The sequence below is a fragment of the Streptococcus taoyuanensis genome, assembly GCF_029589235.1.
Taxonomy (GTDB): domain Bacteria; phylum Bacillota; class Bacilli; order Lactobacillales; family Streptococcaceae; genus Streptococcus; species Streptococcus taoyuanensis.
This window is the reverse complement of record NZ_JARQVW010000003.1, coordinates 49,761-64,715: the sequence shown is the minus strand read 5'-3', so window position 1 is coordinate 64,715 and position 14,955 is coordinate 49,761. Positions and strand designations below refer to the sequence as shown.

The 14,955-nt window shown below is 43.8% G+C and carries 15 protein-coding genes; 4 read left to right on the top strand and 11 right to left on the bottom strand.

The window, feature by feature from the left end; translation table 11 throughout:
- Positions 1-144 precede the first annotated feature (144 nt).
- The 4 genes from P5Y91_RS03755 to P5Y91_RS03740 all read right to left on the bottom strand — a co-directional run bounded on the left by P5Y91_RS03755 (position 145) and on the right by P5Y91_RS03740 (position 4,588).
- A complete protein-coding gene (locus tag P5Y91_RS03755; protein WP_070665480.1) occupies positions 145-843 on the bottom strand; it encodes a response regulator transcription factor in 699 nt (232 codons plus the stop codon).
- A gap of 9 nt (positions 844-852) precedes the next feature.
- Positions 853-2,277, bottom strand: coding sequence for an NADP-dependent phosphogluconate dehydrogenase (gene gnd, locus P5Y91_RS03750; RefSeq protein ID WP_049474030.1), 1,425 nt, complete (start codon positions 2,275-2,277; stop codon positions 853-855).
- Positions 2,278-2,446: 169 nt separating this feature from the next.
- Complete coding sequence (locus P5Y91_RS03745) at positions 2,447-3,925, bottom strand: flotillin family protein (protein ID WP_003005145.1); 1,479 nt, start codon at positions 3,923-3,925, stop codon at positions 2,447-2,449.
- Between the two features lie 123 nt (positions 3,926-4,048).
- Positions 4,049-4,588 carry a YceD family protein gene (locus tag P5Y91_RS03740; protein WP_003005275.1) on the bottom strand — a complete coding sequence of 180 codons (540 nt, stop codon included), beginning with the start codon at positions 4,586-4,588 and terminating at the stop codon, positions 4,049-4,051.
- 203 nt (positions 4,589-4,791) lie between these two features.
- On the opposite strand from P5Y91_RS03740, the gene P5Y91_RS03735 reads away from it, so the two are divergent.
- The 3 genes from P5Y91_RS03735 to P5Y91_RS03725 all read left to right on the top strand — a co-directional run bounded on the left by P5Y91_RS03735 (position 4,792) and on the right by P5Y91_RS03725 (position 7,153).
- A complete protein-coding gene (locus tag P5Y91_RS03735) occupies positions 4,792-5,652 on the top strand; it encodes a helix-turn-helix domain-containing protein (protein ID WP_277839006.1) in 861 nt (286 codons plus the stop codon).
- A gap of 110 nt (positions 5,653-5,762) precedes the next feature.
- Positions 5,763-5,939 (top strand): hypothetical protein, encoded by a 177-nt coding sequence (locus tag P5Y91_RS03730; protein WP_173018902.1) that lies wholly within the window; start codon positions 5,763-5,765, stop codon positions 5,937-5,939.
- A complete protein-coding gene (locus tag P5Y91_RS03725; protein ID WP_277839005.1) occupies positions 5,936-7,153 on the top strand; it encodes an MFS transporter in 1,218 nt (405 codons plus the stop codon). The genes P5Y91_RS03730 and P5Y91_RS03725 overlap by 4 nt, the downstream gene beginning before the upstream one ends.
- 298 nt (positions 7,154-7,451) lie before the next feature.
- Here P5Y91_RS03725 and htpX read toward each other — a convergent pair whose 3' ends face one another.
- Both htpX and P5Y91_RS03715 read right to left on the bottom strand, forming a co-directional pair.
- The gene (gene htpX / locus P5Y91_RS03720; protein ID WP_118095475.1) at positions 7,452-8,348 is read right to left on the bottom strand and encodes a zinc metalloprotease HtpX; all 897 of its coding nucleotides are present in this window, start codon (positions 8,346-8,348) and stop codon (positions 7,452-7,454) included.
- A gap of 1 nt (position 8,349) precedes the next feature.
- Entirely contained in the window at positions 8,350-8,910 is a 561-nt protein-coding gene (locus P5Y91_RS03715; RefSeq protein ID WP_003008445.1) for a LemA family protein, read from the bottom strand.
- Positions 8,911-8,980: 70 nt separating this feature from the next.
- On the opposite strand from P5Y91_RS03715, the gene rsmG reads away from it, so the two are divergent.
- Positions 8,981-9,694 (top strand): 16S rRNA (guanine(527)-N(7))-methyltransferase RsmG, encoded by a 714-nt coding sequence (gene rsmG / locus P5Y91_RS03710; protein ID WP_003008448.1) that lies wholly within the window; start codon positions 8,981-8,983, stop codon positions 9,692-9,694.
- Between the two features lie 215 nt (positions 9,695-9,909).
- Here rsmG and P5Y91_RS03705 read toward each other — a convergent pair whose 3' ends face one another.
- The 5 genes from P5Y91_RS03705 to P5Y91_RS03685 all read right to left on the bottom strand — a co-directional run bounded on the left by P5Y91_RS03705 (position 9,910) and on the right by P5Y91_RS03685 (position 14,932).
- Positions 9,910-10,812 carry a carbohydrate kinase family protein gene (locus tag P5Y91_RS03705; RefSeq protein WP_277839003.1) on the bottom strand — a complete coding sequence of 301 codons (903 nt, stop codon included), beginning with the start codon at positions 10,810-10,812 and terminating at the stop codon, positions 9,910-9,912.
- Positions 10,813-10,895: 83 nt separating this feature from the next.
- Positions 10,896-11,648 (bottom strand): SDR family oxidoreductase, encoded by a 753-nt coding sequence (locus tag P5Y91_RS03700; RefSeq protein ID WP_003008453.1) that lies wholly within the window; start codon positions 11,646-11,648, stop codon positions 10,896-10,898.
- 4 nt (positions 11,649-11,652) lie between these two features.
- Positions 11,653-12,483 carry an energy-coupling factor transporter transmembrane component T family protein gene (locus P5Y91_RS03695; RefSeq protein ID WP_003008456.1) on the bottom strand — a complete coding sequence of 277 codons (831 nt, stop codon included), beginning with the start codon at positions 12,481-12,483 and terminating at the stop codon, positions 11,653-11,655.
- Positions 12,455-14,158: an ABC transporter ATP-binding protein gene (locus P5Y91_RS03690; RefSeq protein WP_003008459.1), complete on the bottom strand. Its 1,704-nt coding sequence runs from the start codon at positions 14,156-14,158 to the stop codon at positions 12,455-12,457. The genes P5Y91_RS03695 and P5Y91_RS03690 overlap by 29 nt, the downstream gene beginning before the upstream one ends.
- Positions 14,159-14,932, bottom strand: a complete 774-nt coding sequence (locus tag P5Y91_RS03685; RefSeq protein ID WP_037608051.1) for a nucleoside phosphorylase — start codon at positions 14,930-14,932, stop codon at positions 14,159-14,161.
- Positions 14,933-14,955 lie beyond the last annotated feature (23 nt).

Sequence of the window (14,955 nt, the reverse complement as noted above, 5' to 3'; positions counted from 1 at the left end):
TAAAGCCTTACATTCATTTTTTCTCCAAATTTTATCATTTTTTATCTTTTTTAAGCCAAATCCTTTTTAAAACCCATCCTTTCCAAACGCAAACGTTTCCCTTGGAGTATAAAAATATTCGAACCCTCTAAGGGTTCGAATATTTTATTCTAATGCATCTTGCATGGCATAGCCAATCCCACGAACGGTCTTAATATAGCTTTTTTGACCTGGTAGATCAATTTTCCCACGGAGATAACGGATATAGACGTCCACAATATTAGTCTCACCTGTACTCTCGTACTTCCAGACACTCTCCAATAACTGATCTCGTGTCACCACTCCTTTGCTTCCCATCAGGGTCGCTAAGAGATCATACTCTCTGCGGGTTAAACTAATCATGTCTTTCCCACGATAGACGGTATGGTGTTCCACATCAATGCGCAAATTGCGGTATGATGTTGGGATTTTCATCTGGCTACAATGTTGGTCAATATAATCACGTCCTCTAAAAATGGCTGTGATCTTATCTACCAAATCGCTGATAATAAAGGGTTTGACCATATAGGAAACAGCAAAGCGCTGAATACTCTCTTTGTGCTCAGCAATTTTTTCGCGGCTATCCAAAACAATCAAAACAGAAGCTGGGCGAATCTGACTGATTTCCTCTGCGAATGTTTCACCAGACATATCTGACAAATCGTAATTAAACAAGATCAGATCATATTTGGTCGCAGCAATCAAGGCCAGACCCGCTTTCCCATCTTCGACCACATCAACTTGATACCCCTCTTTTTGAAGTTCCAAATCAATGAAGCGAGCGATTTGCTTCTCATTTTCTACTAGTAGAACTCGTTTGACCATAGAGCAAGATTATTTTTCGTCGTACCAAGAATAGTGGAAGGTACCTTCTTTGTCTTTACGTTTGTATGTGTGAGCACCAAAGTAGTCACGTTGTGCTTGGATCAAGTTCGCTGGAAGATCCGCTGAACGGTAGCTATCGAAGTAAGTGATGGCTGCTGAGAAGGTTGGTACGGGCACACCAGCTTGAACAGCAAGAGCTACGATATCCCGAACTGATTGTTGGTACTTAGCAGTAACATCTAAGAAGTACTCATCCAATAGAAGGTTAGCAAGATCTGCATCGCGGTTGTAAGCATCTGTGATCTTTTGCAAGAAACGAGAACGGATGATACATCCATCGCGCCAGATAGATGCGATGTCTGCAAATGGCAAGTTCCAGTTGTTTTCTTTAGAAGCAACACGCAATTGCGCAAAACCTTGTGCGTAAGAGATGATTTTTGAGAAGTAAAGGGCTTGACGAATCTTTTCGATCAACTCAGCCTTGTCTCCTTCAAATTTGAAGGCAGCTGGTTTTGGAAGAACCTTGCTAGCATGTACACGTTCTTCTTTGTAGGCAGAGATGTAACGGGCAAATACTGACTCAGTGATGAGTGACAACGGCACACCAAGGTCAAGCGCTGATTGGCTAGTCCATTTACCAGTTCCTTTGTTTCCTGCAGCGTCCAAGATGTAGTCTACGATTGGTCCATCTTGACCTTCGTCGTCTTTGCGTTTCAAGATATCCGCAGTGATTTCGATCAAGTAGCTGTCCAATTCACCCTTGTTCCATTCAGTGAAGATTTCAGCCATGTCTTCTGCAGAAAGTCCAAGCAAGTGTTGCATGAGGTCATAGCTTTCTGCGATCAATTGCATATCCCCGTACTCGATCCCGTTGTGGACCATTTTCACGTAGTGACCAGCTCCATCAGGACCGATGTAAGTCACACATGGTTTTCCATCTTCAGGCGCTTTTGCAGAGATTTCTTCAAGAACGTCAGCTACCAAGTCATACGCTTCTTTTTGCCCACCAGGCATGATTGAAGGACCTTCAAGGGCACCTTTTTCCCCACCAGATACACCAGTACCAATAAAGTTGATTCCTGAGTTCGCCAATTCTTCATTACGACGGATGGTATCTTTATAGAAAGTATTTCCTCCGTCGATCAAGATGTCACCTTTATCCAAGTGTGGAAGAAGGGCTTGGATAGTTGCGTCTGTACCAGGTCCTGCTTGAACCATGAGCATGATACGACGTGGTTTTTCGATTGAGTTTACGAAGCTTTCGATATCATAGCTTGGCACAAAGTTTTTATCAGGGTGGCAAGCAATTACATCTTCTGTTTTTTCTTTACTACGGTTATAAATGGCAACTGTGTAGCCACGAGATTCGATATTAAGGGCAAGGTTACGACCCATTACGGCCATACCAACAACACCAAAGTTTGCTTTAGTCATGTGACACTCCTCTTTATAGTTTGCCTTTATTCTACCATTTTTCCTCCTCAAAAGAAAGCAGAAAATAGCTTCCCGCCTTCTCCAAGAGGGAGAAGATCATGCAAGTCATTTGATCTTAAAAACAAAAGTGCCCGAGAAACAGTTCTCAGACACTTCTTGATGAATGGCATTAATCTTCTTTAGAAGCTAACTCCTCTGCTTCAATGACCGGTTGTTCTCCTTCTTTGAGTTTATTGACCGTCATATTGACCCCAAGAGCTCCTGCTAGCAATTGACGAATATCAAATCCGGCTCCTTGAGAGACTTGGTCGATACTTTGCATAATATCTCCCACCATCTTAGAAGCATTGCCTTCCCCGTACATGGTGATCTTATCAACCTTGGTTAATGGTTCTGCGACAGCACGCGCAATTTCAGGCAACTTATCAACGACCATTTCAGTAATGGCAGCTTCTTGCATTTTCTTCATCGCTTCGGCCTTTTGGTCCAAACCTTTGGCTTCGGCTTCCAGTTTCAAGCGAATAGCTTCAGCCTCGGCACGACCTTTAGCCTCAATAGCTTCGGCCTCTTGCAATTGGGCAAATTTCTCAGCTTCGGCTTGGGCTTTCCGAGCTTCGGCTTCTTTTTGTGTTTCGAAGAGTTCTGCTTCCGCCTTGCGTTGGCGTTCAATCAATTCTGCTTCTGCAGCTTGTTGACGCGCATATTTTTCAGCTTCAGCTTGTTTGCGGATATTGGCATCCAATTCTTGTTCACGAACCTTAACTTCGCGCTCTTTGACTTCTGCTTCTTTTTCTTGCTTCATGATATTGGCTTCGGCTGCTACGCGCTCTTGTTCACGACGTTGCACTTCTGCCTCAATCCCTTTAGCGGCATCTGCTTTTGCTTGGGCAATATCTGCTTCTTGCTTGAGGGCTGCTTGTTTGAGTTTTAATTCATTTTGTTTTTGCGCGATTTCAAGATCGGCAGCGACGCGTTTGTCGTTAGCCAATTTATCTTGTTCTGCTTCGACTTCCTTGCGTTCGCGTTCTGCTTTGGCTTTGGCAATCAAGGCATCTTTCTTAATGGTTTCAACATTTTCAATCCCGAGGTTATCGATGACTCCCCCTTCATCAGAGAAGGATTGAACCGTAAAGGCGATGACTTCTAGACCCATTTTAGCCAAGTCTGGCGCTACGTTGTCTTGCACTTTTGAGGCAAACTCTTGACGGTCATTGACCATCTTACGGAGTTCCATCTGACCGATCACTTCCCGCAGGTTTCCTTCCAAGACATCTTGGACAGAGTTGGAAATATCTGTCGTATTCCAGTTCAAGAAGTTTTCTGCAGCCCGGGCAATCATTTCATCGGTTGTACCAATTTTTAATTTAACAGCTGCATCGGCACGGACGTTAATGAAGTCCAGTGTTGGGACTGCTTCAGATGTCCGAACATCTGTCGAGAATTGCTCAATATCAAGATAAGAGCGTTGTTCGACAAAGGGAATCATAAAGCCAGCTTTCCCACGCAAGTGACGTTGCTTCCGAAGACCGGTAATGACCACGACTTCGTTGGGTTTAGCGTTCACATAACCTTTAACAAGCAAAATCAAAATAATAACTGCGACTATTAGGCCGGTAATCAACCAACCTGGAATAAATAAAGTATCCATACTTTTTCTCCTTTTTAGAGGTCTCCCCTCTGTTATTTATTAATCCTAGTATATCAAAAGAAGGCCTTTCCTCAAAGAAAAGACCTGTATTTATGTCTAAATTTATCAAATGTAATCTCTAGCTTATTCTTCGTCAAACAAGCCATTTAGACCAGCGAAAGGACTGTTTTCTTCTTTCTTGATCGCTTGAGCGGCTTGGTATTCTTCTTCGGATAGGATTTTCCAATCATTGCCTTCGATAAAACCTTGTCCAGCCTCTTCTTCTGGAGTAAGAACCTTGAGGGGAATATTGAGCAGGATATTATCCGCTACGCTTTCACTCAGGTCAATCTTCCCACCTTCGATTGGAAGGATCAAGTCTTCCTCTAGGGCCTCGATATCTGCGTCAGACTGTACATCCTCCGCAAACACCTCTGTTACAGGATAGCTCTCTTGAAGCTCAACAGGCTCCATGCTTCGGCTAGATGCCAAAACGATGGTATAGCTCAACTGGTAATCCAAGACATAGAGGCCTGTATCATAGGCTACTCGTCCTGTCGCTGTCACATTCTTTAAATCAAGAATTTCTGGATTACGCTTTTGCAATTCTTTGAGCAAATCCAACTCTTGATCAAAGGCTAGTCCTTCAGGATTTTTACGGATTTCTTGTGTAAATAGGTTCATTCTTTTGTCCTCAAATCTTCTAGATACTACTAGTATATCATGAAGCTGCCCCTCAACCAAGAAGTCTCCTCAAGAATTTGTTATAATCATGAAAAAAGATACAGAAACTAGGCAATTGGTGTTGTACACAAGGTCCCACCATCTCTTGGACAAAAGAGGGTCACTTGCTAGGGCATTGAGCAATGTTAGATAGAGGAGAATTCATGAAAGATATCGGAGCAGTTTTTCGGCAAATACGTGAAAGTCGCCACATCTCTTTAGAGGAGGCTACGGGTGGCGAATTTTCACGCTCCATGCTATCTCGATTTGAAAGAGGGGAAAATGACCTGACCACGCAACGTTTTTTTCAGGCCCTTCAACAGATCAAAACCAGCCTCAGTGAGTTTTCCCATCTAGCTGGAATCGATCAGCACTCTTTTATTCCCAAATTGTTGAAAGAGCACTATGAAAACATGAGCTTGGAACACGACCAAGCCTTGTACCAAAGCTACCAGCTAGCCTATCAGAAAGATCACAAAAAAGAAGACTTCTTAGCCAGCATTATTCTCAAGGCCCAAATGCTTGGCAACTATCCTGAGGTAGAGTTGGCCGCTAGCCAAGAGGAACTAGATTTCCTCTATGACTATCTCTTCTCTGTCATGATCTGGGGAAATTTTGAGTTAAGCCTATTTTCACTGACCTCTCCTCTTTTCCCTAGTCAGCTCTATCGACAATACACAGAGGAGTTGGTCCAAAGAGATGATTTCAAGCTTCTCCTAGACTCTTCTCGTCCTGCCCTTAACTCTATTTTTCTTAATGGCTTCTTTCTGGCCATTAGTTCAAATGAATTTGAAGATGCATCTTATTTTGACCAACTAATTAACGACCACTTTTACTCTGAAAACGAAGCCTACCTTCGGACGGTTTATCTCTACGCCAAAGGAGAATTTCTCTATCGAAAGGGAGAGAAAGAAATTGGTCTTGAAAAGATGGAACAGGCCATCCAGGTCCTATCCATTCTTGATTGTAAGGACAGTGCCAACTACTACAAACAGGGCCTGCAAGAACTGATCAATAAATCCTAAAAACTCACAGATCTACTCTGTGAGTTTTTGTTGAAAATATGCAACATTAATTTTTTCTTGCTTTTTAGGTTTACAATAGGACTATCAAATAAAGAAAGAAGGTTCTTCCCATGATAACCAAACTAAAAAGCCACTTCCTCCGCTTTCTTCTCTCACATACCAGCGTCTATCTGAAGGATCAGGAACTTCTTCTCTCTGATGATGAGAAACTAGACCTCTTCAAACAGATCGTTCGATCTATCAAACAAGTCCTAGCAACTGATCACGTGAAGGAGGAAGGCTTATGAAACTCTTAGTCCGTAATAAGATTTTTGCCTTACTCAGTCTTTCTCGCTTTTTGAATACCCTGGGCGCTGCCATCTACAATCTGGTCTTTGTGGTCTTTGCTGCCAGTATGCCGCAACCGAGCCTAGCAGTTGGCATTGCCAATCTCATTGTATTTATTCCTAGCCTCTTTACCATTTTTGTCGGAATGAAGGCTGACCGCACGAAGAAAAAAGCTAACTGGTTGATCCGCATTGGCTATCTTCAAGCCATCCTCTTCATCCTTATTGCTCTCATGACCAAGATTCCGGGTTACCTTGCCTTTTCGATTGTTTGCTTCTTAAACATAGTTTCAGATTGTTTGAGTGATTATCGCGGAGGCTTGCAACTCCCCATCATGAAAAAGAACATCCCCGACGAGGATTTGATGGAGGCCTATTCCTTCAACCAACTGCTTAGCATGGTCTGTTCGATTTCTGGACAAGCTCTAGGAGTTTGGCTGTTAGCTATCAGTCATCAAAATTTTGCCCTGGTCGCTTCGATCAATTCAGTGACTTTTCTCCTGTCTTCCACTTGTCTCCTGATGAAAAAAAAGCAGCTGACACATGATCCCGTCATTGAGCCCAAAAGTAAGAATTCTTTGGTACACGAATGTCAAGAGATGTACCAGAACGCCAAAAGTATTTTTGCAGATGAGGAGGTTCACCACTTTGGCAAGTTGCTCTTCTCATTGGTTCTCATCAATGCCCTAGGGGGATCCATCTCAGGTATCTACAATTTGCAACTGCTTCACTCCCCCTTCTTTCAGTTGAGCTTTAGCCAATCCCTCTTGATCTTGGAGGCAGTGACTATTTTAAGTATGGTCTGGGCTAGCCTGACACCCCACGATTATTTTTCCAAGCAATCGCTCCACCATACCCTCCTGTGGATCGCAGGTGGGCTGACCATGCTTGGGCTCACAAATATCTTGGTACACTGGGACATTCTTTCCCTTCTACTCATCACTTTCCTTGGTTATCTTGTAGCAAAAATCAACCCAAAAGTTTCCAGTCTTTTAATGAGTAAATTGCCCGCTGAAAAATTAGCTTCTACCTCTAGCTTTTTGGGACTGATGGTCAGCTTTGCCATGCCACTTGGGACAGCTCTCTTTTCTAGTCTAGCTATCTGGAGCCTTCCCCTAGCTTGGGGGATCTTTGCCATCCTTGGTTTCACTACCCTCCTCTTAACAACCAAATAAAAAATCCACCGTTTGGTGGATTGAGCTTGAGGACAAAGTCATCTTAAAAACTTTCCTTAGGTGAGGACGGACGTCAGCGAACTTCGAAGAAGTTCCATGACTAATTATTGAGTCTAAGGTCTCAATAATTCCGAGTGCCTGAAACTAAATAGCTTCAGGCACTTTTCTCACGGCGGAAAGTTTCAATAGATGAGTTAATAATTCTAAAGAATAAATTTCTTTTATTTGTATAGAATTTATTAGATTTATAAAGAAAAACAGTTTTCCCACACTCTCAATCCTGCTAATGATGGATTTTTTACATTTTTCTTAGGCGAGCCACTCGCTCAGCAATGGGTGGGTGGGTATAAAAGAGTTTTTGCAATCCGGATTCTTTTTTTGGATCGTTGATAAAAAGAGCACTGCTCGCATCATCGACATGTCGTTGCATTGGTTCGCTATTGTCTAGCTTTAACAAAGCATTTATCATTCCTTGAGGATTCCGTGTCAATTCAACACTTGAAGCGTCTGCTAGGAACTCCCGTTGACGAGAAATGGCTAACTGGACCAAGGTCGCTGCTAATGGTGCTAAAACGATGGCAAGCAAGGAAAGGATCAAAATTACAATCTCCAAACCACCGCTACCTTCTCGATCATCGTCCCGGCTACGACCACCGCCCCACCACATCATCCGGCCACCAATGCTAGAAAGCATGGTGATGGCACTTGCAAGGGCAACTGCAATCGTGGAGATGCGGATATCGTAATTGCGAATGTGGCTGACTTCGTGTCCGATGACTCCCTCCAATTCCTCACGATTCATCACAGCTAGAAGACCTGTCGTTGCTGCAACAGCTGCATTTTGAGGATTAGATCCTGTCGCAAATGCATTCATAGAAGGATCATCCACAATATAGACCCGAGGCATGGGGATCTGAGCTACCATAGCCATATCTTGTACAATATGGTAGAGTTGAGGGGCTTGCTCTTCGGTCACCTCACGCGCCCCGTTCATCCGCATGACAACTTCTGTTGATTGGAAAATCATACTAAAGGCATAGATACCGCCAATGATTAAGGCTAGGATGACGCCACCAAGGGAGGAGCCTAACCAGAGGTAGCCAACGGCTGCTCCGATAAGAGCTAAGAGTATGAAAAAAGCAATAAGGAGAATCCAGGTTCTCCTTTTATTGCTTGCAATTTGGTCAAAGAGCATATTAGTCTCCTAATCCGCTAAAGTCCACCTTTGGTACTGCTTTTTCTTCTTCAGGCACTTGAAGAAATTCAGCTTGTCTGAAGCCGAACATTCCAGCAATTACGTTTGTTGGGAAAGTTTCCAACTTGACATTGTAGTTGCTTGTGACACTGTTGTACAATTGACGCGCATAAGAAATTTTGTTTTCTGTATTGGTCAATTCTTCTTGCAACTGCATGAAGTTGGTGTTAGCTTTCAAGTCTGGGTAGTTTTCGGCAACCGCAAAGATGCCTGCTACTTGACGGGAAAGAGCATCGCTGGCCGCCATTGCTTCTGCAGGTGAAGAAGCTTGCGCTACTTGTTGGCGAAGTTGAGTCACTTTTGCTAGTGTATCTCCTTCGTACTTAGCATAGCCTTTAACGGTTTCGATCAAGTTTGGAATCAAGTCATTCCGACGTTTCAATTGCACATCAATTTGACTCCATGCTTCACGAGTTTGCATGCGGCTTTTCACCAAACCGTTGTAAACTCCTACTACAATCAACACAAGGACCACAAGGATCCCAAGAATAATCCAAATCATTTTATTGAATTCCTTTCATTTCTTTCTACCAGTATATCAAATTTCCCTTATTTTGTGGTAAAATAAAAGCATGAAACCAGAAGAATTTTATGTCCGTTTAGCCGAACTCGGCTTCCCAGTAACTGACCGTCAAAAAGAGCAATACGAACGCTATTTTGAGCTCCTCGTGGAATGGAATGAAAAGATTAATCTCACTGCCATCACCGAAAAAGACGAAGTCTATCTCAAGCATTTTTATGACTCTATCGCACCCATTTTACAAGGCTTGATCGAAAACCAACCCATCCGTCTCTTGGATATCGGAGCTGGCGCCGGCTTTCCAAGCCTTCCTATGAAAATTCTTTTCCCTGAGCTGGATGTGACTATCATTGATTCCCTTAATAAGCGGATCAATTTTCTCCACTTGCTGGCTGAAGAGTTAGGTTTGAGCGGAGTTCATTTCTACCATGGACGTGCAGAAGACTTTGCGCAAGACAAGGCTTTTCGTGCCCAATTTGATATTGTAACTGCCCGCGCCGTTGCCCGCATGCAAGTCCTCTCTGAACTGACCATCCCTTATCTGAAAGTAGGAGGACGGCTTCTTGCTCTCAAGGCCAGCAATGCTCCAGAAGAGTTGGAAGAAGCCAAAAATGCCCTCAATCTGCTCTTTAGTAAGGTTGAAGACAATCTACAATATGAATTGCCAAATGGGGATCCACGCTATATCACTGTTGTCGAAAAGAAAAAAGAAACCCCCAATAAATATCCAAGAAAAGCAGGTATGCCCAATAAGCGGCCATTGTAGTAAGATACAAAGGGCCAAGCGGATAATGTCAAATAAGAGGCTGGGACAAAAGTCCTAGCCTCTCAATTATTTTTGGATTGTCAAGCAAGACGCGGTGGTTGAGTGGGCTCTACTACGCTGATTTCATCAGCTTTTACAGCCCTACTCAACTGTGAGGAGGTGGGACGACGAAATCGAATTCTAACGAATTACCGATTTCTGTCCCACTCTCTTTTTTATTTTTGTTTCAATTCTGTTCGTAGGGCTTCTTGCTGCTCTTTTGTCAGATGAACGCCCTTACTTGCAACAATCTGGCTAGAAACTTTGTTGGCAAATCTTAAGGCTTGCGTGATATCTAAGCCTTCTAAACGAGCGGATATGAAGGATCCCACATGGCTATCTCCAGCGCCTACTGTATCGATGACTTCTGTTGGAAAACCGTCTGCCTCATACCAGTTGCCATCATAGGCAACCGCTCCGTTTTCACCCAAGGTGACAATGACCAATTGCCCCGTTCTCTGATACAAGTGTTCGATGGCTGGCTGGATCTCTCTACACCCTGAAAAAGCCAGTGCTTCAGCCTCATTAACATGGAGAATTGGATGCAGATCATAAATTGCTTCCAGTCGATCCTTTGGAATCAAGAGTCCGCGTGGCCCAGGTGCGAAAATCACCTGGCCTTCTAGTTGCGAAACAGACTGCACCAATGCAAGACCGGTTGGCTCCTCAACTTCAAGGCCACACAAGTAGATATAATCAAATCGATCTGTCTCGATATCTTTTAGCCACTCTGCTTGGAAGCTATACTCCACTCCGTGGTCCGATAAGAAGGCCCTTTCACCATCAGACTCTACAAAGCAGTAACAGCAACCATTGGCCCCTTCTAATGAGATGCTAGAGGAAATCCCTAATTGTTTCAGCTCTCTCCGAATAAAATCACCATATATTCCAGAACCGACTGGCGAGACAAACTGGTAGGGTTGCGACAAAAAATGAAGGATATTAACGACATTAAAGGCACAACCTCCCACAGACCATTGCTGGTGATCAATATGGGCATCTCCTTCACGACTTGGCAAACGATCCAAGTAAATCATCACATCACAAACTGTAGAACCAATAACTAACGCAGCTGTCATCTTTTTCTCCTTACTTTGCCTTCTATTATACCAGAGGAAACATAAAAAACAACCAACTCCTTGTGGTTTGGTTGCTTCTCTTTTTAATCACGATAAACGGGTTGAGGGCCAAAGGTTTGGGAAACTGGCATGATTTCAATCCGATTGACATTGACATGCTTGGGCTGTTGGATCAACCAAGCTACGGTGTTGGCAATGTCTTCCGGCTGAATGGCATGGGCATCTCGATAGAGGGCTTCTACCCGTTTTTCGTCTCCTTTAAAGCGAACAGAAGAGAACTCCGTTCCTTCGCAAAGACCGGGTTCAATATTGCTGACACGAATCTTCTTGCCGGCTAGATCCGCCCGAAGATTGAGGGAGAATTGCTTGACAAAAGCCTTGGACGCCCCGTAAACATTGGCCCCTGGATAAGGTACAGTTCCTGCTGTAGAGCCCAAATTGATAATATAGCCATCATTTCGTTCCACCATCTGGGGCAAGATTTTCCTTGTCAGATAGGTCAAGCCGACAATATTGGTCTGAATCATGGTCAGCCAGTCTGCGACCTCTGCTTCATAAGCTGGGGCGAGGCCTAGGGCCAAGCCAGCATTATTGACCAAAACATCCACTCTCTCCCAAGCTTTTGGCAAACTGGCAAGTGCACGATCTACCTGAGAAAGATCCGTCACATCCATTTGCAGGGGATAAAAGGCTTCTCCTAACTCTTCTTGGAGGGCCTGTAATTTTTCAATGCGTCTAGCTGATCCGATCACACGGTATCCATCTGCTACTAAGCGACGGCAAATCGCTTGACCAAAGCCAGCTGAAGCTCCTGTTACTAAAATCGTTTCTGACATGTCATTACCTCCATGGATTGTAAAAACGTCCCTGATTGACAAAGATCAGGACAATACTAAAGACCAGAACAGCTAATGCTGATAGAATCATCCCATAATCTTTCATTTCCATGGCTTGATGAGAATACCAGGTCCGCTTTTTATTTTTACCAAAGCGACGTAATTCCATAGCCGTAGAAATGCTGTCAATCCGCTCAAGTGAGCTAAAGATTAAGGGAGAGATGATTTGCAAATTGCCTTTGATCCGCTTGATCAGCTTGGCCTTTTTGGACAACTCCACCCCTCTGGCTTCCTGAGACAATTTAATCGTTTGATATTCTTCTTGTACGTCAGGAATGTAACGCAGAGTCAAGCTGACAGAATAGGCAATCTTGTAAGATACTCCAATTTGGTTGAGGCTTGAAGCAAACTGACTAGGATGGGTCGTCATCAAAAAAATCAAGGCTAGAGGTATGGTACAGACATACTTAAGAGCTAGATTAAAAAGATAAAAGAGTTCCTGCGAGGTGATACTATAGGAGCCCCACCCCTTCATCAGTACCGTCTTTGCCCCGTAGATCTCTACTCCATACTGGGGGGCAAAGAGATAGACCATGACAACATTTAACAGTGCAAAAACAAAAGCAAATGCAAGCACAAATGAAATATCCCGAAATCGAATACCAGCTGTAGAGAATAAAAGCAAGGCGCCCACACCAATTCCTAGAAGGAGCCGGGTATCATAACTCAACATGGCCGCAAGAGATACAAAAAGAAGAAAGAGTAACTTACTCGCACCTGAAAGGCGATGAAGAAAACTCGTCCCCTCATGGTAGCCGACTAATCGATGATTCATGACCTGCTCCTTTCTGTTGCATATAAAACTGCGTTAGCGCCAAGGGATCCATTCCTAATCGATTGGCTAAAGCAAAAATCGAAGTCTCTTTGAGATTAGCCTCTTGTAAAATATCCGGATGAGTGAACAGCTCTGCAGGTGGGAGATCTGCTAGAATTTGTCCGTCTGATACTACAAGGGCACGATCAGAATAATCCAACATCAGTTGCATATCATGGGTAATCATGACAATGGTATGGCCTTTTTCTTGCAAGCTATTTAGAAATTCCATGATTTCAGTGTAATTGCGCTGGTCCTGACCTGCTGTCGGCTCGTCCAAGACCAAAATTTCTGGTCCTAAAACTAGTATAGAGGCGATGGTCACCCGTTTCTTTTGCCCATATGAGAGAGCAGAAATCGGCCATTTACGAAACTCATAGAGACCACAAGTTTTCAGTGCTTGATAGACACGCTCTTTGATGTCTTCTTCAGCGACACCCCGCAAACGCAAACCTAGAGCGACTTCGTCAAAAATCATATTGGTCGAAATCATTTGATTGGGGTTTTGCAGGACATAGCCCACTCGCTCAGCCCGCTCCTTGACACTCTCCTGCTTGATATCTTCACCTCTAGAGGTGTATTGCCCATCTGTGGTAATGAATCCACAGATGGCTTTCGCAAGAGTTGATTTTCCTGCCCCATTCTTCCCGACAATCGCTAAGCGCTGCCCTTTCGGAATCGTGAGGGATATATCTTTTAAGATCGGATGATCCTTTTGATAAGCAAAGGAAATCTGCTCCAACTTCAATAGTTCTTCCGTCTCACCAGTTTTAGTAAAGGTCGCTTCTGTAATGGAACGATTCACACCAGTAAGTTCGATATCTTCTAGACGATCTAGATGCTCCAATTGATCGATATCCTGACCAAGCTGGCGAAGAGTTGTTAAATAAAGAGGTTCTCGAATCCCATTTTCAGCTAGCAGTGTCGTCCTCAACAACTCATCTGGTTGACCATTATAGAGAACTTGTCCTTGATTGATCAAGATAACCCGATCGACAGGACGGTAGAGTACATCCTCTAAACGGTGTTCGATAATAATGGTGGTCGTCCCCTGTTCTTCATGAATCTGATCGATCAGATCAATAATATCCTGACCCGACTTGGGATCTAGATTAGCCAGTGGTTCATCAAAAAGGAGGATCGGACTTTCGTCAATCAGAACACCTGCTAAACTCACTCGCTGTTTTTGCCCACCGGACAAATCTTGTGGCCGATGATCCAAGAGCTTCATCAAATCCAAGCGTTCTGCCCAACTCTGCACACGCTCTTTCATCGTTCCCAGATCCACCATGTCATTTTCAAGAGCAAAAGCCAAGTCTTCTGCGACACTCAAACCAATAAATTGGCCATCTGTATCTTGCAAAACCGTACTGACCAAGTGAGATTTCTCATAAATACTGAGATCAAAGGCTTCTTTCCCCTGAATGAGGAATTGCCCACTACTGGTTCCCTTATAGATATTAGGGATAATCCCATTTAAGCACTGGCCAATGGTTGACTTACCAGAACCAGACGGCCCAACAATCAGAACCTTTTCCCCCTTATAAATGGTTAAGTTGAGATTTTTCAAGGTTGGTTCAGACTGTGCCTTGTATTGGAAGGAAAAATCCTTCAGTTCAATCATTGCTTCTTTCATTTAGTTTGCCTTTTCCCAAAAGAGCGCAAATTGGATGGCTAACTCCGCGATGCGATCCTTGCTATCTAAATCTTCATGACTAGATAAGGTTCGGATATCCCATTTTTCTTCCGAGAGGTGGTCAGCTGCATAGAAGAAATGGCAGAGCTCAAAGCCTCTATAAACTGCTAAGGCTGCCACTGCCGAACATTCCATATCCACACAGATGGCTCCTGCTTCCTTTCGTCGCTTCATCTTGTCGATGGTTTCCCGGTAGGGTGCATCTGTCGTCCACACTTTTCCTGACTGATAAGAAACCTTGTGACTGTCCAGAAAGGCTTGGAAGAGAGGGAGGGTTTTCTTGTTTACTTCCACTTCATCACTAGCCGGAAGATAGTGGTAACTGGTCCCCTCGTCGCGAAGAGCAGCCGTTGGAATGATGATGGAAGTCGCTTCGATATCACGGTCTAAAACCCCACAGGTTCCAAAGAGCACCAGTTTTTCCATCCCAAATTGAATCAGGTCCTCTATAATCCCCACACAGGAAGCAGCCCCAACTGGTGCATTAAAGGCACCAATCTGTTGGTCTCCAATAGTGATCCCATAGACCAGGACTTCAAAATTAGCCATAGAGGTTCTTGCAATGACCTCGTGGTCATAATTCTCAAGAAGGCGCGCAAAGGTTACTCTTGAAAAGCAAGAGATGACAACTTTGGGAAATCCTTCAATTGGTTGGTGTAAGTCTTGTGGATTGATAATCGCCTGTCGATTGGCATCAAATTCTTCTAACAGCATTTCGTGCACCTCTTTCATTCTAC